The sequence below is a fragment of the Halorubellus litoreus genome (genome assembly GCF_037081675.1).
In the GTDB taxonomy this organism is placed as follows: domain Archaea; phylum Halobacteriota; class Halobacteria; order Halobacteriales; family Natrialbaceae; genus Halorubellus; species Halorubellus litoreus.
Genome location: NZ_JAZAQL010000002.1, coordinates 637801 through 657119, shown reverse-complemented (window position 1 = coordinate 657119; position 19319 = coordinate 637801). Strand labels below are relative to the sequence as shown.

Below are 19319 nucleotides of genomic sequence, written 5' to 3'. Positions count from 1 at the left end.
GGGGCGGCGAGTAAAGCGTATCGGATGCGCGTCACGCGTCCCGGTATCGGATGCGCGCCACGTGTTCCAGATGGGTCACGCCGCGGTCGGGGTCACGCCGAGGCCGGTGGAGTTCCGGTACCGGCCGGGCCGGCGGCGGGCGTTACGTTCATACGGGGGGATACCTAAGGCTCGAGCGTGGAATGAGGCGCGACTACTTCACGCTGGACGTGAGCAACGTCGACTGGGTGGACGACGACGGTGAGCCCTCCAAGCCGACTGTATCGATCGATTTCGAGGGCCCCGTAGCGACGCTCGAGGAGCGCCTCACAGACCAGAACGGGAATCCGCTTCCGGCCGAGGAGACGGACGTCGCGTTCCGGTACAAGGACGACGTCGGCGCGGACGACGCGACCGGCGTGGTGAGCGTCACGAACCGCTTGACGGGGGACTTCGTGCTGGAACTGAACGAGGACGCCGAGGACGTCGGGACGTTCATCACGGCCGCGCGCCGGTACGGCGAGCAGGCCGGGGACGACGGCGAGTACCGCGTCGACATCGCGCTCGGCGGCGAGGACTTCGTGTCCTACGAGAAGTCGACGTTCCTCGTGTACGACAACGACGGGAACCTGCTGCGGAACCACTCGCTCATCCCGAGCGGCGTGGAGTTGTAGGCCGAGCGCAGTCCTTCCTTTCTTCGCGGTTGCCGTCGTCGATGGAACCTGCTGTTCAGTTGAACATACGGTCCTCGGGTCGTTCGTTGTCCGGGATGGATTCGAGCCGCTCGTGGAGGCGCTCGTAGTACGCGGCGACGTCCGCGGCGAACGCCTCCAGCGGTCCGGTGTCGACGTCGAGATCGTAGAGGCGCGTGACGGTGTCGAGGAGCTGAATCGCGGCGTCGACGTCCGGGACGCGTTCGTGGACCGGCGTGAGGAAGACGCCGACTGCGAGGTCGCTGACCATCCCGCGTTCGACGAGCGCGGCGTCGACGCCGTCGAGGAAGCCGTTCCCCATCCCGGGAATCTCGGGGTCAGCGTCCGCGACGCGAACGTCGAAGTAGTCGCGCGTCGACACGTGGAACGTCCGGTGGTCCTCCGGGGCGTGCGGTATCGGCACGCCGCTCAGGACGGCGACCTCGTCGACGCTCGCGGACTCGGTCCAGTCGAGTATCGCGTCCGTGAACGGTTTCGCCGCCGAGTTCGGGACGAACAGGCCGCCGTGGAGGACGGCGACGTCGAGGTCCTCGCGGGTCAGGATGCGCGTGTGGTGGTGCGGGCGCCCGTCCTCGAACGGCGTGATGGTCGGGAGGGCGTCCGTGGTGACGTACCCGCAGGGCTCCAGGTCGAGGCGTTCGCGGAGGTAGTCGACGGCGGTGAGACCGGCGAGCCCGTACGCGGCGAACCCCGAGATGACGTGGTCGACGTCCGCGCCCTGGTCGCAGACCTCGAACCGCGGTGTGCTTTCAATTACCATGGTGGTACTTGGGGGGCGGTGGGCTTCGTTCTTTGCCCGACGGCGACGCCGTGCGTTTTATCGGGGGTGGGCGAGACGGGTGTGACGTGACTATCGGGCAGCAGACGGGGAACGAGACGGCGGGCGGCGGGAGCGGGGCGGCCGCCGGGGAGACGCTGGCGGACTGGTTCGGGGTTGAGCTCCCGGCGTGGTTGCCGCCGGAGGTCATCGGGTGGGTGCTCGCGCTCGTCGTGCTCGCCGTGACGTGGACCGTGTCGAAGCTCGCGGTCCGGCTCGCCGGCCGGACGGTCGCGCGCCGCATCAAGCGACCGAGCGTCACGCGGACCGTCCTGCGGCTCGTGCAACTCGGCGTGGTGCTCCTCGGCATCGCGGTCGCCGCGAGCCTCGTCGGGTTCCAGGCCGGCGACATCCTCCTCTCGGTGACGGTGTTCTCCGCGGTGCTCGGTATCGTGCTCGCGCCAATCGTCGGCAGCATCATCAACGGGTTCTTCGTGCTCGCCGACCAGCCCTACGAGATCGGTGACATGATCGAGCTCGCCGACCGCGGACAGACGGGGTTCGTCGAGGACATCACGATCCGCTACACGAAGATGTTCACGCTCGACAACACGTTCATCGTCATCTCGAACGACTCCATCCGCGACCGCGACGTCATCAACTACTCCGCGGAGGACGAACGCACGCGACTCTCGCTCACCGTCGGCGTCACGTACGAGGGCGACCTCGACGAGGCCCGCGACATCATGGAGTCGTGTGCGCGCGACGTCGACGAGGTCATCACGGGCGGCCCGGACATCCGCATCGGGAGCGCGCGGTACCCGGCGGCGCCGACGTGCTACATCGACGAGTTCGGCGACCACGGCGTCCACCTCACGCTCCGGTACTGGGCGAAGCAACCGTACAAGCTCCTGACCGTCCGCTCGAAGGTCCAGACGAACGTCTGGAGTGCACTCGAAGACGCGGACGTCGAGATCGCGTACCCGCACAGTCACGTGGTGTTCGACGACACGAGCGGCGAACTCAACGTCGCGAACCGCGACCGGCCGCGCGACGACCGGCACTTCCCCGCCGACGGACTCCCGGACGACGGCAGCAAGTAACCGTCTCTTCGGTCAGTCAGTTCTCGCCGCTCGCACCGCGGGTCGCGTGAGGTCCGGGTTGAACACCTTCTCGGGGAGCTCTTCGAACCAGTTCACGTCGACGATGTCCTCGTCGTCGACGCCGAGGTCGTCGCCGACGGTGGTGTCGGTCGCGCGAGCCTCGTAGAGGACGACGTGGAAGCCCGTCCACTCGTCGGTATCGTCGGCGTTCACGATGCGACTCGCGCCGACCGCCCGTGGTCGGACGGGGTCCACGTCGACGCCGGTCTCCTCGCGGACCTCGCGAACGAGTCCACCGTCGAGTGACTCGCCGCGCTGGAGCGTCCCGCCGGGGAGCACCCATCGTTCGTCGTCGCCCTGCCGGATGCAGAGCACGCGGTCGCGGTCGTCGAGCACGACGCCGACTGCCACCCACCCCGAGCGGAACGCCTCCATCTCGCGGTCGTCGCGGTAGCGCTCGGGGTCGCGGACGTCCTCGCCGCTGTCCTCGACGAGGTCGTCGTATCGATCGCGCGGGTCGACGACGGCGGCGTACCCCTCGAACCCGTCCATGCGCGACGCTCCGAGGTGGTCGGTCTTCAATCGGTCGGACTCGCAGCTCGTGGTCGACCGCTCGACCGCCGGCCCCGGCCGTGGTTCGCGGGGTCGTCGGTCAGCCGCCGGTGAGGTACGACCAGACGCGGTCGACGGCGATGGCGTTCGTGAGCGTCGCCGCGGTCGCCGCGAGCGAGTCCTCGTCGCCGACGGGGTCGGGGTCGCCGAGGTGGCTCGCGCGGTACTGCGTCTCCGCGTTCGCCGCCATGTACCACGTGAAGACGGTCGCTTCGCGGACGGTCTCGCCGACGACGACGGCGCCGTTCCCGGCGAGAACGACGGCGAGACCGTCCCCGAGCGTCGCCGCGAGCCGGTCCGCTTCCGCGTCGCTCGTGACGAGATGCCCGTCGGCGTCGTCGAAGTCGTCGAAGACCGGTATCGGGTCCTCGAACGGCGCGCCGAGACGACTCACGGGTCGGATGTCCTCGCCGGCGGTGACGAACGGGAGCACCGCCGGTGCGTGATGGTGGACGACGGCACCGACGTCCTCGCGCGCCGCGTAGATGCGGCGATGGAGGGCGTGCTCGTCGTGCGGGCGCCCGTCGCCGCGGACGATGCGGCCCTCGACGTCCATCTCCAGGAGGTCGTCGCGCTCGGCGCGCCCGGGCGGGACCGCGGGCGGCAACACGACCATGTCGCCGTCACGCGCCGAGACGTGCCCGAACGCGTCCAGGATGCCGGTATGCGAGAGGGCTCGACTCGCTTGCACGAGGTCCCGTCGTGTGGTCACGCGCGGCGGTTCGACCGCCGGTACGTTAACGCTTCCCCCGCATGTCAGTGCGAACGAAGGCATCGGGGTGAATCGCCGGACGGCACCGGTCGATGCCGTCCGTCCGACGAACTGGACGCCCCAGCTAGCCGGTCGCGGAGACCGTCACGACCTCGCAGTCGAGGTGCTCGCGGAGGTACGCGTCGACGTCCGGGTCGTCGAACAGCCGTCGGAGCATCCGCCGCCAGCGCCCGGCTTGCTTGGTGCCGATGACGACGACGTCGGCGGCTTCGGCGGCGGCTTCGTCGAGGATGGTCTCCTCGACGAGGAATCCCTTCCGGACGACGTAGCGCGTGTGGACGTCGACGTCGACGGCGCGCTCGGCGGCGGCTTTCAGGTCCGAGCGCGTCACCCGCCCGCCGTCCTGGTAGAGGTTGACGTGGAGGACGGTGAGCGCGGCGTCTCGCTCGTGCGCGATGTCGACGGCTGCGGCGAGCGTCCGCTTCGAGTGCGAGGAGAGCGGGTACCGGACTGGGACCAGAACGCGCGTCATCTAGCCTGACGGAGCGCGTCGACGGACCTAAACGTTAGGACTCGGCGCCGACGGCCTGCACGCGCCGACACGTCGTGGCGCGACTCGCGACCGTCGATTCGGCCCCCGACGTGACAGCGGCACGCGCACAGACACGAGACTTATTACGAACTGTCAGGTAGCCTCGGACGACATGCCCTCCGACTCCGCGGTCTCCTCCATACCAGAGCTGTCGCGCCGCCGCGTGCTCGTCGGCGTCGGCGGCGCCGTCGGCCTCGGCACGCTCGGCTCGATAGCGGTCGGCGCGACCGCGCCGACCGCGCTCCCGGACGTCCTCACGGACGAAGCGACCAAGCACTACCCGACGCCGCCGGAGGTCACCGACCACTGGCGGCCGACCGTCACGGAAGCGCACGCCAGAGACGTCGTCGAGACCTTCGAGACCACCCACGAGCGCGCCGACGAGCGCTGGGCGCGGATCGACGAAGACCGCTTCGGGTCCGGCGGCAGCGGCTGGCTGGAGGACGCGCGCTCCGAACTCGACGCCGGGAACTACCACGAGGCGCTGTTCGCCGCGACGTACGGCCTCCAGTTCGCCGCGATCGACCTCGGCAAGGCGCGCGCCAAGCAGGGCGACGCCGACATCCCCGCGTTGGCGGAGCGCGCCATCGACGTCCGCGAGCGCGCGACCGCCGTCGTCGACGCGCTCGCGCCGTACCGCGTCGACGACCCCGGAACCGACCTCGCGTGGTACCGCCGCATCGAACAGGAGGCCGTCGGCGGCGCCTGGCGAGCGACGTGGTCGACGGTCGAGGAGACCGCGAACGGCGTCGACGACGACGACGGCCCGCGCCGCACCCAGTTCGACCCGGGAGGCGTCGGCGACCTCACCGAAGGCGTCGTCCTCGGCGACGTCGCCGTCTCGAACGCCGAACGCTTCCACGACCACCTGATCGAGCGCCTCAGCGAGGACGCGACCGCCTACGAGAGCCACCTCGACTTCGTCGTCGAGGACTTCCGGAGCGTCCTCGCGGACGCTCCCGACCGCGAGACCGTGCTCGAACGCCACGACGTCCGCAGCACCGACGACTACGGCCCCGACGAGTTCGCGCACTCGCGACTCGCCCGCTGGTGCTACGACGCCCCCTACGTCAACCCGTGGACGAACGAGATCGACACCGACGCGAAAGCCCTCATCGCCGTCGCCCTCGCCCAGGGCGTCGTCGACCACCGCGCCCACCAGTTCGCCATCGACAAGCTCGTCGTCGACGAATCCACCGAAGGCTTCGACTCCGGCCACGTCCTCGCCGAGAAACGCCGCGCCCGAAACACGTACCAGAACGTCATCGGCGACGACCCCGACCCCCTCCTCACCCGCCAGGCCGCCCGCGCCATCGAAGACCTCCAGGTAGCCACCGTCGACCTCGACCACACCGACGGCGACTGGACGCCCTGGAAGGAACGCCTCGACGCCTACCTCTACGCCCTCCTCGGCCGCGCCAAACTCCACCACCACCCCGACGTCTACCAGCAGTTCGTCAACTGGCCCTGACCCGACGAGAGCGACCAAGCGCACCGCGGTGACAACGACCCACAGTAACGCCCGCCTGGCGGCGGCCTCCGCTCGTGCAGTCACCCCAGCCCCGAAACGGCGACCTGGCGGTCGCCGTATGCTACTGAGTCAGTCGGACCAGGCGACTCGACCCTCCAATTGCGGGTCGAGACCGTTCTCGCGGGCGTAGGCGGCGAGCACTTTGTACTGGACGTCCCCGAGGTCGACGCGGTGGGATTGGTCGAGCGCGGGGAACTCGTGTTCGGTGTGGAAGAGGTAGTCGGTGGTGGCGAGCGTGTACGTCGCGTCGTCGTCGACGAGGTCGCCGTCGACGCGGAGGGCGATGATCTCGTCGCGTTCGCGGTCCCAGACGACGGTCGCGCCGGAGAGGTGCGCGTGCCACCAGTCGGGTTCGCCGAACGAGAGGTTCGCGCCGTGGGCTTGCGTGATGGTCTGCTTGAGTTCCGCGCCCGTGAGTTCGGCGACCGCGACCGGCTCCTGGAACGGGACGACGCTCATGACGTCCGCGATGGTGACGTCGCCCTCGAGCGGGTCGCCCTCGCGGACGCCCCCGGAGTTCTGGAGGCCGACGTCAGCGCCCGTCGCCCACCGGTACGCGTCCGCGACGAAGTTCCCGATACGGGACTCCCCGCGGAACGCCGCCGCATGCGTGCGCTCGATGGGGTCCTCGACGTGCGCGACGACCTCGTTCAGGTCCGCGCGCGCCATCGCATCGCGCATCGCGTCCGCGACGCCCTCGTGGACGTCCGCGGTCGCGGCCTCGTGGCGCGTCACGTCCACGCGCACCTCGCCGTCGTCGTCCACGTCCAGCGCGACCTCGTACGCGATACGGCCGTTCACGCCCGGGCGAAGGAGGACCGCGTCGTCGACGCGCTCGACGATCTCGCTGTGGACGTGCCCGCCGAGGACGACGTCGACGTCCGCCGCGACCGCCAGCTCGTCGTCCTCGGTCCCGAGGTGCGACACCGCGACCACGCAGTCGGCGCCCGCGTCGCGGCACGCCGCCGCCGCGCGCTCCCCCGCCGAGATGGGGTCCGCGAACGCCACGTCCGTCGCGTTCGGATTGATGGAGTTCGTCGCCGGCGTCGTCACGCCGAACAAGCCCACGGAGATACCGTCGACGTCGCGCACGACCCACGGCTCGGTGTCTTCGCTCGCGAACCGCTCCCCGGCGCCGCCGTCCGACGCCTGCCGGTCGTCCACGCCGCCGTCGCTCGCGGCCGCCGGCGTCACCTCCTCGACGTTCGCGGTGAGCCACGTCTGCGGGGAGTCCGCGACGAGTTCCCGCGTCACGTCCGGGCCGTAGTCGAAGTCGTGGTTCCCGAACGTGTCGAAGTCCGCGTCGACCGCTTCGAAGAACGGGAGCGCGTGACGGCCTTCGGTGACGAGCGAGAGCACGCCCGGCGCGGTGTTGTCGCCGCTCCCGACGACGACGGCGTCGTCGCCGTCGAGGCCGGTGAGGAGTCCGGCGAGTCGGCCGATGCGTTCGGGGTCGTCGAAGGCGTTCTCGACGTCGGAGTAGTGGAGGAGACGCGCAGTCATCTAGTCACCGAACGCAGGCACTCGCCGCGTTTGAGGGTGTCGAATCCGACGACGGTCGACGTCGCCCCGTCGCCAAGAGGTATGTCGACGGACGCCGTAGTGGTCGGTGATGCGTCGACGCGCCGTCCTCTCCGCGTTCGCCGCGTCGCTCGGTGCTGGCTGTAGCGCGTTCGAGCGCGACGACCGCCGTGGCCGCGGGACGTTCGGCGTCGACGACCCGCCGACTGGAACGAGAACCCAGCGCGCGCTCCGTCCCGTGCCGTACTCGCAGTTCGAGGGGACGACCGCGAAACTCCCGGCAGCCGACCGCGCGGTCGCGTTCTCGCCCGCCGAGACCGGGTCCTCGAACTCGCTCGTGTTCCGGGTGGCGTTCGAGCGGGACGCGACCGATTCGCGGCCGGCGACGCTGCGCGCGACGCTCCGGAACCGCTCCGACGAGACGGTGACCGTCGACACGCGAGGCATCCCCGCGTTCGACCCCGAACCGGTCTACCGCCCCGTCGAGACGACGTCGGGCGATGTCGACGGTGGGTCGTCCGAGCGTCCTGGCGCGTTCGCGCTCGCGCCGACGCCGAACCACCCGTTCTCGGTGTCGACGCCCGCGGTCGCCAGGTCCGACGACGGGTCGTGGACGGTCCCGGGCGTCGACGCGTGGCTCCCCGAATCGGTGACCATCGACCCGTGGGGGAACGCGACCGGTCGGTACGCGCTCGTCGGCGTCGACTCGGACCGCGACGCTGGTGGGGCGGCGACGAGCGACAGCGCGTCGGACGCGCCAGCGGACGACGACGCGGACGCCGGGACGTCCGTCGCGACGGGCCGGTACCGGCTCGGCGAGAGTGCACTCGCGACGACGGCGTACGTCTGGGACCTGACCGCTCCCGGGCCGACGACTCCAGCGGACGGCGTCGGGTCGGGACTCCCACCGCTATCGTCGGTCGACCAGTGGTATCACGACGTAACCCCGCAGTCTCGCGCGTGGCTGGCGCCCGCGGTGCGTCGGGTCGCGGCGCCGGGTACGCTCTCGTTCGAACTCGTCAACCACACCGAACGGAACCTCGTCGGCCGCACCGACCAGTGGAGGGTGTATCGACTCGCCGACGACGCGTGGAGGCCGCTCACGTGGCGCGGCCGGAACGACATCAGCGAACCCATCCTTCCCGGCGAGCGCGTCTCGTGGACGCTCCGACTCGCACACGACGGCACGCCGCCGTCGGGCGATGGCGTCCCGATACCGTTCCTCGGTGGCGGAACGTACGCGTTCGCGAGCGCGTACGCCGACGGGTTCGCGGCAGCGTTCGAGCTCGACGCCCCCGAGCTGTCGCTTCGTCCGACCGACGGCGTGGTCGTCGAACGCGACGGCGACGCGCTCGTGGTGAGCGACCGCGACCTCGACGACGAGTCGACCGTCGTCGTCTTCGAGCGACGCGCCGTCGACGCGACGCCGTCGCGGACGCTCCTCACGGAGGAGGTGTACCGCGACCGCGCGCTCCGGAACACGCTCGCGTACGCCGACAGCGCCGACGTCGTCCGGTATCGGACCGCGGTCCCGGCCGACCGCGGGCCGTTCCGGTGGGGCGACGGTCCGTTCCGGTTTACGTACGACGGCGAGGCGTCCGCGATCGAACGCGTCGACGACGAGTCGCGCGCCCGAAGACGACTCCGGGAGTGACCGACCGTCGGTTCGATGCCCGCGGTGACCGGGACGAACAGCACTAAGTCGCGGCGTCGACTTCGTCGATGCATGGAGTTGGACCCTCACGAGACCGACGACGGCGAGACGGTGTACGTCTCGACGACGGAGGGCGACCGCGGTTCGAAGGCGCCGTTCATGGTGGTGTATCGGACGAGCGACGGCGAACGCAAGTACGGCTGGTTCTGCGCGAACTGTTCGACGTTCGACAACGCGATGGATTCGATGGGGCGCATCCAGTGCAACGAGTGCGGGAACTTCCGGAAACCGACCGAGTGGGACGCCGCCCACGAGTGACCACGGGGGCTCGGCCACCCTCGAAGCTATCACGGACGTGACGGTCGGTACCGGTCCCGTAGCGCCGTCTTCGGCTTCGAACCCGAAGAGGTGTTTATACAACAACTTTATGCCCTCGCTGTGTGATAACACATATCGAATGGTCTCTGGTACCACGACCGAGAACCTGCACGAGCGCGCGAAGACGATCTTCCGCGGCCTGGGCTACGACGTGACCGACGCAGCCGGCGAGTTCCGCGCGGAACGAGACTGGAAGACGGTCTTCGTGAACCCGACGCGCGACGTGCCCGAGACCCCGACCGGCGGCGACCTCCGCTGCTTCGTGACGCCCGAGGACACCGCCGACTCGCTACGGGAGAAACTCCTCGCGGACAAACCCGACTACGACTGGGCGATACTCTCCGTCACCGACGCTCCCGCAGCGGGCACCGACGGCGGCTACGACGTCATCCATCCGCCACAGGACCCGCTCCGGTAGCGCCCCACCCCTATCGCTCCGGTCTCCGACCCCACGACGACCAGCGGCGGCGTCGCGATGCACGCCGCCGACCGTGGTTCGGACCGTTTATTATCCCGGCCCGACCGGTGTTGGCGTATGAAGCGTGTCGACGTTGCCGTCGTCGGAGGTGGGCCCGCGGGGACGAGCGCGGTCTGGGAAGCCGCGCGCAACGGCGCCGACGCCCTCCTCCTCGAGAAGGGCGTGCCGCGCGCCGACCGCGACGGGCTCGGTCCGGACTCGACGGACGCCGCGGGGATGCTCGATTACTGGATAGACATCATGGACATCGACCCCGGCGACCTCCCCGACGGCGTCGTCCTCCAGGAGCTCGACTGCGTGGAGTTCATCGGGCCGACGGAGACCGCGACGATGTACGCGACCGGTATCGAGTCGAGCTACGACCGGTTCGGGTACACGTTCCAGCGCGCTCGCATGGACGACTTCCTCCGCGAGCAAGCCGAGGAAGCGGGCGCGACGTACGACGTCGGCGTCTCCGTCCGCGGGGTCGACACGGACCTCGACGCCGAGTACCGCCACACCCTCGAACTCGCGGACGGTGAGGACGTGGAAGCGAAGTACGTGGTGCTCGCGGACGGCCCGCAGCGCCAGGTGTCGATGGGCGTGCTCGACGGGTTCCTCCCCGAGCATCGCGCCGCGTCGGACGTGATGTCGCCGCCGAAGGCGAACCACATCGCGTACCAGGAGCACCGCGAGTTCCCCGAGGGCGCGTTCGAGGACGACCGACTGAAGTTCTGGTGGGGGTGGATGCCGGGCGAGACCGCGTACCCGTGGGTGTTCCCGAACGACGGCAACGTCGCGCGCGTCGGCCTCACGATGCCCATCGGGATGACGCTCGACGACGTCGAGCACCCCGAGGCGTACCGCCTGCTCGACCCCGAGGACGAGTCGCTCCCGAAGGCGAGCGAGTACATCGAGCGCCTCCTCGAGCGCGTGTACGGCGACGAGTACGATATCGAGGAGGACTTCCCGCGCGTCGAGGACCGCGGGAAGTCCAAGGGGACGGAGACGTACCCGATCTCGTCGACGCGGCCCATCGACTCCCCGGTCGGCGCCGGTATCGCGGTCGCGGGCGGCGCGATGGGGACGACGAGCGCGTTCCACGAGGGCGGGTATCACGTCGCCGTCCGCTCGGGGAAGATCGCGGGCGAACTCGCCGCGACGGATTCCCTCGAGCGGTACAACGACGAGTGGCGGCGCGCCATCGGCACGGAACTCATCCGGAACGTCGCGTTCGCGGACCTCGTCGCGGAGTACGACCCCGACGACTGGGACCGCACGTTCAGTCTCGCGAGCCGGATGCTCGGCGACGGCGCGGACGGGAAACTCCTCTCGCGACGCCTCAGTGCCGGCCCGGGCGCGCTGAAGCTCCTCGCGAAGTACAAGTGGCGCAAGCGCTCGCTGAAGAAGGACGGCTACGTCCAGATCACCGAGGACGAGTACCGGGTCTGAGCGCGCGGTCGACGACCGCGTCGGGTCCCGACCGTTCGTCGGTGCCGCCGCGCCCCCTCGTGCGCGACGAATCCGGTGGTGTCGATTGCTGCGGCTGCGTGCCGCGGTGCGACGGCTTTTACTGCGGGCGTCCGAACGGTCGAATATGACTGCTGGAGACGGAACGCGGGATCCGTTCGACGCGTTCCGCGCCGACGTGGACGTGCGAGCGACAGGGAGCGGTGCGACGACGCGGGCGGCGACCGGTGGCGAGGCCGGCCACCGGTCGGTCGCCGTGGTCGGCGGTGCGATGGCGGGGCTCGCGGCGGCGCACGCGTTCTCGCGATTGGACTGGGGCGTCGTGCTCTTCGAGCGCCAGACGTTCGACGAGAAGCGCGTGAACTGCGGGGAGGCGATGACGGACGTCACCCGGATTCCCCTGGCGAAGACGGCGGAGAACGGGTTCGCGAACGACACGCCGACGTTCGAGGTGCAGGTGTTCACGGGCGACGTCGACGACCGCGAGCTCGCGGGCACGGGGCGGTTCCCGGCGTCGCGAGCGTACGTCACGGACCGCGCGCTCGTCGAACGCGCGTGGGCCTCCCGATTGCGAGCGAACGGCGTGGACGTTCGCGAGAACACGGGCGTGTCGAAGGCCGACTTCGAGGAGTTGTGCGAGACGCACGACCTCGTGGTGGACGCGACCGGACAGCCGTCGCTCGCGAGCAAGATAGAGGGGACGACCGCGGAGTACGCGGGCGCGATGACGGCGCTGAACGCGGACGTCGAGGGCGACTTCTCGGACCTCTACCCGGATTCGCGCATCGTGTTCGAGAACTACCTCGGGTACTCGTGGGTGTTCCCGAAGTCCGAGTCGCGCGCGAACGTCGGCATCGGGTGGGCGCAGGACCGGCAGCCCGAGAGCTACATGGCGGCGTTCGAGGCGGCGTGCGAGCGCAACGACTGGCCGGTGCCGACGCGCGAGCAGGCGAACGTGTACACGATACCCAGGGGACCGTCGCTCGACCCCGACCGGACGTGGCTCCCCGACCGCGGCGTCGTGCGCGTCGGCGACGCCGCCGGGATCGCGAACCGCTTCACCGGCAAGGGCATCTCGCAGGCCATCGAGTCGTCGTATCTCGCCGCCGCACTCGCCGACGCCGGTGCGCTCGACGACTACCCCGATGCGCTCTACGCGCGCCTCCGCGACGAGTACCGGCTCGCGTACGTCGTCCGCGGCGCGCTCGAGGACGGCCGCCCGGACATCCTCTCGGGCGTCATGGAGGCCGTTTCGGGCATCGACGTCGAGGACGTGGACCGGAACCCGCGGAAGGCGTTCGCGCGCCTCGCGCGCCACCCGGTCCTGGTCGCGAACATGCTCGGCAGCAAGCCGATGCTGAAGCGCGCGTGGCGAGCGTGGACGAACGACTGGGAGTTCAAGCACCTGGACGCGACCGCGCGTTGACGTCCGGGAACACGCCAGGACGACCGGGAGTGCGTCCGGACGCCCGGTGTCGCGACCGGACGAAGCTTTGTTACTAACTAGCACGAACGTGTGCGTATGGCGACCGAGTCCACGCCAGAGAACGCCTTCGACGGCGAACGCGGCGACGCGCTCGAGGACGTCTCCTTCCTCGCGCGCTCCGCGAACCGCGTCCGCATCCTCGCGGCGGTGACCGACGCCGCGGCGTCGCGGCGAACGCTCGCCGACGACACCGGCGTCTCCCGGACCACGCTCGACCGCATCGTGAACGAGTTCGAGGACCGCGGGTGGGTCCACCGGCGCGACGACGGCACGTACGCGGCGACGGCCACGGGCGCCGGACTCGTCGACGCGTTCGAGCCCGCGCTGGACGCCGCCGTCGCCCTCCGACGGCTCGGCGACGCCGTCGACTGGCTCCCGCGCGACGAGCACCCCATCGACCTCGCGCACTTCCGGGACGCACACGTCAGAGAGCCCGAAGGCGGCGACCCCGTCGAGACCGGACGGTACTTCGCAGACCTCGCGCGCGAGGCCGACGAACTCCGGGTGATGAGCGAGTGGGCACCCCCCGAGTCACTCGCCCGGCCGATGCGCGACGAGGTCGTCGCGGGCGACCTCGACGCGACGTTCGTCGTCACCGGCGACATCGCCGAGCAGGTATTCGCGGCACCCGAGCGAGCGGCGCGCTGGCGGGAGATGCTGTCGACGAACGCGACCTCGTGGGTCGTCGACGGCTCCATCCCGTGCAACCTCTACGTGTTCGACGACAGGGTGCTCCTGAAGCGCAGCGGGCCGGACGCGGTCAGCGAGTCCTACGGCGTCCCCATCGAGACCACGAATCCCCGAGTTCACGAGTGGGCGCTCGAACTGTTCGAGTCCTACCGCGAGGACGCGACCGCGGTCGACCCCGACGCGCTCGCGGGCTGACGACCGGGCAACCGCAGGGGTCGACTCACCCCGTGAGTACGTCCTCGCGGTCCGGGCGACCACTCGCCGGGTAATGGGACGAGGGGAGCGCACCATCGTTCGAGTATGACGCTCGACGAACTCGAACGGTACGACGCGGACGCGGTCGAGTACTGTGGCGACCGAGCGGTCGTTGTCGGCGGAAGCGTCGCCGGCCTCCTCGCGGCGCGCGTGCTCGCCGACGGCTTCGACGAGGTCCTCGTGCTCGAACGCGACGAGGTCCCCGACGAGCCCGTCCAGCGCGACGGCGTCCCGCAGGCGACCCAGATCCACGCGCTCCTCGAAGCGGGCCGGGCGACCATCGAGGATTGCTGTCCGGGCTACTGCGAGTCGCTGCTCGCCGCTGGCGGGGTACTCTTGGACGGCGCGCGCGACCTCCGGTTCTACGACCAGGGCGGCTACCTCGCCGACGGCCCGCGGCGGATGCCGTTCTACGCCGCGACGCGACCGCTGTTCGAGGACGTCCTCCGCGAGCACGTCACCGCCGGACGGTCGGTGACGGTCCAGGACCGCACGCGCGTGACGGACTTCCTCCTCGACGACGACGGAGACGCGGTCGTCGGCGTCGAGCGACGCGAGGGGACCGGTGACGCCGAACGCGTGCCTGCGGACGTCGTCGTCGACGCGACCGGGCGCGCGAGTCGCACGCCGCGCTGGCTCGAAGCGAACGGGTTCCCCGCACCGCCCGTCGAGGACGTCCCGATCGACGTCGGGTACGCGACCGTCGCCGTGGAACGTCCGCCCGGGGGCCGGAAGACGATGCTGGCGATGGCGTCGGCCCCGCGGACGCGCGGCGAGGCGGTGTTCCCAGTCGAGGGCGATCGCTGGCTCGTGAACGTCCACGGCGTCGCCGGCGACCACCCGCCCGCGGACCTCGACGGCGTCCGCGAGTTCGCCGCGTCGCTCCCGACGGACGCCGCCGCGACCACGCTGTCCGAGCACGAGATTCGGGGCGACGTCCACGCCTACCGATTCCCGTCCAGTCGCCGCCGGTACTACGAGCGCCTCGACACGGTTCCAGAGGGCTTGCTCGTCGTCGGCGACGCGCTCGCGAGCTTCAACCCGATATACGGTCAGGGGATGTCGGTCGCGGCGCTCGAGGCGCTCGCGCTCCACCGGGCGCTCGCAGCGGATGGGACGACGGGTCTCCCCGAGCGGTTCTTCGAGAACGCCGCCCCGGTCGTCGATCACGCCTGGGAGATGGCAGTCGGTGCGGACGCCCCGTTCGCCCCAGGCAACGCCCCGGTTCCGGGTCGCGTCGCCGCGTTCGGTCGCTACTTCGACCACGTGATGCGGGCCGCCCAGGACGACGGCCACCTCCGCGAGGCGCTCATGCGCGTCATCGCGATGCAGGACTCGCCGACCGCGCTGGTCCGGCCGAGGGTGCTCCGTCGCGTGGCCGCGGCCGAGGTCAGGAACGCCCGCGCTCGGCGGTCCACGACCGGGTCGGCCCTGCGTCGACTGGCGTCCGCGCTCGGCTCGCGGTTCGCGTGACCGAGGCGTCGAAGCCGGGACTGCGACGCCCGGGCGCTCGTGGTCGAACGCATCGTCCTCGCGCGTCGGCACGAACTCACCGCGGGACGTCGGTTCGCGCGCCGTGACACGACGCGAGTGCGAACAAAGAAAGGAATCGGAGTGGATCAGTCGTCGCCCGGTGCTGCCTGCTGTCCTTCGACGTGCTCGACGATCTGTTCGGTCTCGCGTTCGAACGCGTCGAGGTCGATTTCGCTGCCGTGGAGGACCGTCGAGAAGTACCTGACGCCGCTGGCGATGCCGACGGCCTCGGTCAATTCCGCGTCGGACGCGCCCTCCATCGTCGATTCGGCCTTGTGGAAGTGGATACAGTACGGGCACTGGATGGCCGCTGCTGCGCCCAGTCCGACGAGCGCCTTCTCGCGGCCCGAAAGCTCGGTCTCGCCCAGCTGGAAGTCCCGCATCATGCCCCAGCCGTGGTCTGCCGCGGCCTCGGGGAGTGCCTCGATGAAGCTCGGCACTTGCCCGAGGTGCTCCTCGACTTCGGCTCGTGTTTGCGCTGATACCATGTGTCTCTCGTCCCGGGAACCGTGCCGCCGCGTCCGCGAACAGGACGCGCCCGGCACAGGCCCATGCTAGCATCCCACACGAGATCGCTTAGCAGTATCTTCCACGAGCCAGCAGTTTGCTTACCGAAGGCCGACCAGATCCGACGCCTTCGGACCATTCCGGGACGTCACCGACGGGCGCGTGAACTCCCGGACCCCGGCATGGAACGCCGCAGTATTACGATTTCTGCAGGTCGTATTACCGGAACGTAATTGAGGGCGGTTCCGGAAGCATCGGGCGATGCCGGAGTCGTCGCGCGTCGACGTGCTCGCTGGGACGCCGCGTAGCGTCCTCAAGTACTACGTCTACAAGGCGACGAAGGCGGTCGAGTTCTACCGCCCCATCATGTACCTGTTCCTGCTCGCGCAGGACCTCTCGTTCACGCAGATCGCCATCCTGGAGGCGACGTACAACGTGACGACGGTCGTCGGCGAGATACCGACGGGGTACGTCGGCGACCGCGTCGGCCGCCGGAACAGCCTCCTCATCGGGACGGTCGTCATCGCCGGGACGCTCGTCGGCATCGGCCTCTCGAACACGTTCCCCGCGTTCCTCGCGCTGTACGTGGTGTGGTCGATGGGGTACAACTTCCGGTCGGGCAGCGAGGACGCGTGGCTGTACGACACGCTCACCGACGACATCACGGAGGACGCGTTCGCGGCCGTCCGCGGTCGCGGCGAGTCCGCGTCGCTCGCGGTCGGCGCGGTCGCAGCGGTCCTCGGTGGGTATCTCGGGAGCGTCGACCTCTCCTATCCGTGGTTCGTCGCCGCGGCCGTCACCGCCGTCGGCGCGCTCGTGCTCCTGACGATGGACGAACCCGACACGTACGAGGACGCCGACACGGACGTCCTCGGACTGCGTCGCATCGTCGGTATCGTCCGGGACGCGCTCGCGCAGCGGAACGTCCGTGCGCTCGTCGTCTACTACTACGTGCTGTACGCCGCGGTGACGTACCTCGTGTTCGTGTTCCTCCAGCCGGTGTTCGAGACGGTCGTCGTCGACCTCGGCGTCGACCAGTCGCTCGTCGAGTCGCTCCTCGGGTGGTTCTACGCCGCGTACAGCCTCGTCGGCGCGGGCTTGAGTTACTACACGGGCTGGATTCGCGACGTCGTCGGGATGCGGACGTGGTTCGTCGCCCTCCCGTTCGTCGTCGGCGGGGCGCTCGTCGGGATGGCGTTCGTCCCACTGCTCGCCCTTCCGACGTTCCTCGTCGCGCGCGGCCTCGCGGACGTGACGCGGTCGTTCGCCGCGCAGTACGTGAACGACCGCATCGACACCGTCGGGCGCGCCACCGTCCTCTCCGCGATGGCGATGGTGAGCGGCCTCACCGTCGTTCCCTTCCAGCTCGGGAGCGGCGTCATCTCCGACGTCGTCTCGCCCCTGATAGCGCTCGCCGTCGCCGGCGGCGTCCTCGTCGTCGGGTCGGCGCTCGTGCTCGCGTGGGAAGTGCCGATCGCCGAGTGACGGTCCAGAATGAGTTCCGAGAGCGATTGTGGTCGCACCGTGGCTCGCTACCAGGGATGTGATTCGACGCTGATGACGTGATCGCACGAGCCGCATTCGGCGACCATCAGCGGGTCGTCCTGGGAGTTTCGGTACACGAGGTCGTCGTCGCCAGCGGGTGCACCACAGTACGGGCAGACGGCCGTCTCCGACTCTGTCTTCGACATTGAGTGTCTGCAGTGAGTAGGTCACCGACGGGCATAACCCGGGGGCAGGACGCCAACGGGTAGTGACCGGATGATGACGGGCCGAACGCGGGCGTTGACGCGACCCGCAAGACATACCCGCGTACCCGGCGAACACGGAGACGCGTGCCTCAGTCCCCGCCCCAGTAGACCCGGCAATCGGGTGCGATGACGGTGCGGAGAACCCGGGCATGCAACATTCCAGCACGAGAGTGCTCGTTGGCCGCGTACGGCCCGCCCGGCACGAGGGTTTCCCGGCAGACTCGGCACGCCGCCAGGGATGACGTCGGTCGTTAGTGTTCCGGGCGAACATTCCAGTTCGGTAGCGACGGCGCCGGTCGTCGCATCGACCCGTCGGGTACTCGAGCCGAGACGTCGACCGCTCGAGGAGGGAGGAGAATCGATAAGCGCGGGCGGGTTCGAGTGAGGGTATGGGAATCAGTTACGGGCTCAGGGCGTCGTTCCACCTCGGTCGGTCGCCGATGGACGACGCCGTGGACGTACTCGAGCGGTGTCGCGACCACGGGTTCGCGGTGGCGCCGTTCGACGACGACGAGACCGTCGACTACGCGCTCGATCTCGATGCGGGCGACGAGGAGCGTTCGGCGGCATCGCGAAGCGAGTTGGCGGCGGACGCGGCACGCGAGGGCATCTCGTCGATCGAGTTCGACTGCCGGTTCGACGGCGTCGAGTGCGAACTGGCGCTGGTGGCGCCGGAGGACGGGTCGAACGGCCCGGAGGTGTATCTCTCCGGCATTCCGGAAGCGGCGTTCGCGGAGGGCGACGGGGTCAGTGCGGCGGGGGTCCGCCGTCGAGCGGACCGGTTTGTCGACTTCGTCGCCGACGTCGCGGCGACGTTCGACGCGTGGTACGCGTTCGCGACCGATTCGGACTACGGGCTCGATTCCGCGTTCCCGCGGGGTCGCCCGCCCGAGTCCGGGGTGAGCACGCTCGCCTGGGTGACCGTGTTCGGGCCGTCGTGGGCGCGCGAGCTCGACGGGGTCGATCGACTCGTTCACGCGCCGGCGTACGAGACGCGAACGCTCGACGGCGGCGGGGTGTTGCTCCGGAAGAGCGACCGCCCGGCGATGGGCGACGAGGTCGACGAGGGCCCGCCGTTCTCGGCACGCGAGTACGTGTTCGACGGGCTGACGCCGGAGTCACTCGACACCGAGATGGCGGCCGCGAAGCGGCGCGAGGAACTCGGCGAACGACTGCATCGGGACCCCTTCCGGTCGCTTGCGGACGGCGAGGTCGGTAGCGACCCGGTGATGTGTCAGTACGATGCGCCGTTCGACGTCGACCGCATCGACTACGACGAGTTCCCGGACGATCTGGACGTCGAGGACAACTGCTTCGTGCTCGCGGTCCGCCGGGAGGGAGACGCGCTGTACGGCGTCGAGAACGACGAGTTCGTCCGGCGGCTCGTCGACGACGACGGCGAGCCCCTCGGCGAACTCCCAGCGGACTGGCCGAGCGAGCACGAGATGGTGTCGCTCTCCATCGCGGTCGAATCGTTAACCGCGTTCGCTCCGCGGTGGTTCTACATGCCCGAAGCCTCTTCGGACCACGTCAGTACGTTCGCGGAGCTCAGCGGGCTTCGAGCCGTGCCCAGCGACATGCAGCTCTGGGAGGAGATCGAAGCGAGCAGGGAATGAGG

The 19319-nt window shown here is 69.8% G+C and carries 19 protein-coding genes; 12 read left to right on the top strand and 7 right to left on the bottom strand.

The annotated features are described in order from the left end of the window. The first annotated feature begins 182 nt into the window (after positions 1 to 182). Positions 183 to 653 carry a DUF5793 family protein gene (locus VYJ16_RS10540; protein WP_336350262.1) on the top strand — a complete coding sequence of 157 codons (471 nt, stop codon included), beginning with the start codon at positions 183 to 185 and terminating at the stop codon, positions 651 to 653. Between the two features lie 55 nt (positions 654 to 708). Here VYJ16_RS10540 and VYJ16_RS10535 read toward each other — a convergent pair whose 3' ends face one another. Then, positions 709 to 1452, bottom strand: coding sequence for a proteasome assembly chaperone family protein (locus tag VYJ16_RS10535; protein WP_336350261.1), 744 nt, complete (start codon positions 1450 to 1452; stop codon positions 709 to 711). 92 nt (positions 1453 to 1544) lie between these two features. Here VYJ16_RS10535 and VYJ16_RS10530 point away from each other — a divergent pair, with 92 nt between their 5' ends. Then, on the top strand, positions 1545 to 2552 hold the full coding sequence (locus VYJ16_RS10530; RefSeq protein WP_379762534.1) for a mechanosensitive ion channel family protein: 1008 nt from the start codon (positions 1545 to 1547) through the stop codon (positions 2550 to 2552). Between the two features lie 12 nt (positions 2553 to 2564). On the opposite strand, the gene VYJ16_RS10525 is transcribed toward VYJ16_RS10530, so the two are convergent. The 3 genes from VYJ16_RS10525 to VYJ16_RS10515 all read right to left on the bottom strand — a co-directional run bounded on the left by VYJ16_RS10525 (position 2565) and on the right by VYJ16_RS10515 (position 4408). Further along, positions 2565 to 3104: an NUDIX hydrolase gene (locus VYJ16_RS10525; RefSeq protein WP_336350259.1), complete on the bottom strand. Its 540-nt coding sequence runs from the start codon at positions 3102 to 3104 to the stop codon at positions 2565 to 2567. A gap of 100 nt (positions 3105 to 3204) precedes the next feature. After that, positions 3205 to 3876 (bottom strand): class II aldolase/adducin family protein, encoded by a 672-nt coding sequence (locus VYJ16_RS10520; protein WP_336350258.1) that lies wholly within the window; start codon positions 3874 to 3876, stop codon positions 3205 to 3207. 124 nt (positions 3877 to 4000) lie between these two features. Next, entirely contained in the window at positions 4001 to 4408 is a 408-nt protein-coding gene (locus VYJ16_RS10515; RefSeq protein ID WP_336350257.1) for a universal stress protein, read from the bottom strand. 172 nt (positions 4409 to 4580) lie between these two features. Between VYJ16_RS10515 and VYJ16_RS10510 the strand changes: the two genes are divergently transcribed. After that, positions 4581 to 5939, top strand: coding sequence for a hypothetical protein (locus VYJ16_RS10510; RefSeq protein ID WP_336350256.1), 1359 nt, complete (start codon positions 4581 to 4583; stop codon positions 5937 to 5939). A gap of 129 nt (positions 5940 to 6068) precedes the next feature. Here the strand turns inward: VYJ16_RS10510 and VYJ16_RS10505 are convergent, their stop codons facing one another. Continuing rightward, the gene (locus tag VYJ16_RS10505) at positions 6069 to 7502 is read right to left on the bottom strand and encodes a bifunctional metallophosphatase/5'-nucleotidase (RefSeq protein WP_336350255.1); all 1434 of its coding nucleotides are present in this window, start codon (positions 7500 to 7502) and stop codon (positions 6069 to 6071) included. Between the two features lie 109 nt (positions 7503 to 7611). On the opposite strand from VYJ16_RS10505, the gene VYJ16_RS10500 reads away from it, so the two are divergent. The 7 genes from VYJ16_RS10500 (at position 7612) to VYJ16_RS10470 (ending at position 15383) form a co-directional block, all read left to right on the top strand. Further along, positions 7612 to 9174 (top strand): hypothetical protein, encoded by a 1563-nt coding sequence (locus tag VYJ16_RS10500; protein ID WP_336350254.1) that lies wholly within the window; start codon positions 7612 to 7614, stop codon positions 9172 to 9174. A 72-nt stretch (positions 9175 to 9246) separates the two neighbouring features. Continuing rightward, complete coding sequence (locus tag VYJ16_RS10495) at positions 9247 to 9492, top strand: DUF5816 domain-containing protein (protein WP_336350253.1); 246 nt, start codon at positions 9247 to 9249, stop codon at positions 9490 to 9492. A 139-nt stretch (positions 9493 to 9631) separates the two neighbouring features. Beyond that, positions 9632 to 9970 carry a DUF7116 family protein gene (locus VYJ16_RS10490; RefSeq protein WP_336350252.1) on the top strand — a complete coding sequence of 113 codons (339 nt, stop codon included), beginning with the start codon at positions 9632 to 9634 and terminating at the stop codon, positions 9968 to 9970. Between the two features lie 117 nt (positions 9971 to 10087). Then, positions 10088 to 11461, top strand: coding sequence for an NAD(P)/FAD-dependent oxidoreductase (locus tag VYJ16_RS10485; protein WP_336350251.1), 1374 nt, complete (start codon positions 10088 to 10090; stop codon positions 11459 to 11461). A gap of 145 nt (positions 11462 to 11606) precedes the next feature. Beyond that, on the top strand, positions 11607 to 12905 hold the full coding sequence (locus tag VYJ16_RS10480; protein ID WP_336350250.1) for an NAD(P)/FAD-dependent oxidoreductase: 1299 nt from the start codon (positions 11607 to 11609) through the stop codon (positions 12903 to 12905). Positions 12906 to 13001: 96 nt separating this feature from the next. Next, positions 13002 to 13850 carry a helix-turn-helix transcriptional regulator gene (locus tag VYJ16_RS10475; RefSeq protein ID WP_336350249.1) on the top strand — a complete coding sequence of 283 codons (849 nt, stop codon included), beginning with the start codon at positions 13002 to 13004 and terminating at the stop codon, positions 13848 to 13850. A gap of 105 nt (positions 13851 to 13955) precedes the next feature. Further along, the gene (locus VYJ16_RS10470; RefSeq protein WP_336350248.1) at positions 13956 to 15383 is read left to right on the top strand and encodes an NAD(P)/FAD-dependent oxidoreductase; all 1428 of its coding nucleotides are present in this window, start codon (positions 13956 to 13958) and stop codon (positions 15381 to 15383) included. A 146-nt stretch (positions 15384 to 15529) separates the two neighbouring features. On the opposite strand, the gene VYJ16_RS10465 is transcribed toward VYJ16_RS10470, so the two are convergent. Further along, positions 15530 to 15931 carry a carboxymuconolactone decarboxylase family protein gene (locus VYJ16_RS10465; protein ID WP_336350247.1) on the bottom strand — a complete coding sequence of 134 codons (402 nt, stop codon included), beginning with the start codon at positions 15929 to 15931 and terminating at the stop codon, positions 15530 to 15532. A 280-nt stretch (positions 15932 to 16211) separates the two neighbouring features. Between VYJ16_RS10465 and VYJ16_RS10460 the strand changes: the two genes are divergently transcribed. Continuing rightward, positions 16212 to 17435, top strand: a complete 1224-nt coding sequence (locus tag VYJ16_RS10460) for an MFS transporter (protein ID WP_336350246.1) — start codon at positions 16212 to 16214, stop codon at positions 17433 to 17435. Between the two features lie 47 nt (positions 17436 to 17482). On the opposite strand, the gene VYJ16_RS10455 is transcribed toward VYJ16_RS10460, so the two are convergent. Continuing rightward, on the bottom strand, positions 17483 to 17641 hold the full coding sequence (locus VYJ16_RS10455; RefSeq protein ID WP_336350245.1) for a hypothetical protein: 159 nt from the start codon (positions 17639 to 17641) through the stop codon (positions 17483 to 17485). A gap of 449 nt (positions 17642 to 18090) precedes the next feature. Here VYJ16_RS10455 and VYJ16_RS10450 point away from each other — a divergent pair, with 449 nt between their 5' ends. Further along, positions 18091 to 19317, top strand: a complete 1227-nt coding sequence (locus VYJ16_RS10450; protein ID WP_336350244.1) for a hypothetical protein — start codon at positions 18091 to 18093, stop codon at positions 19315 to 19317. The last annotated feature ends 2 nt before the right edge of the window (positions 19318 to 19319 follow it).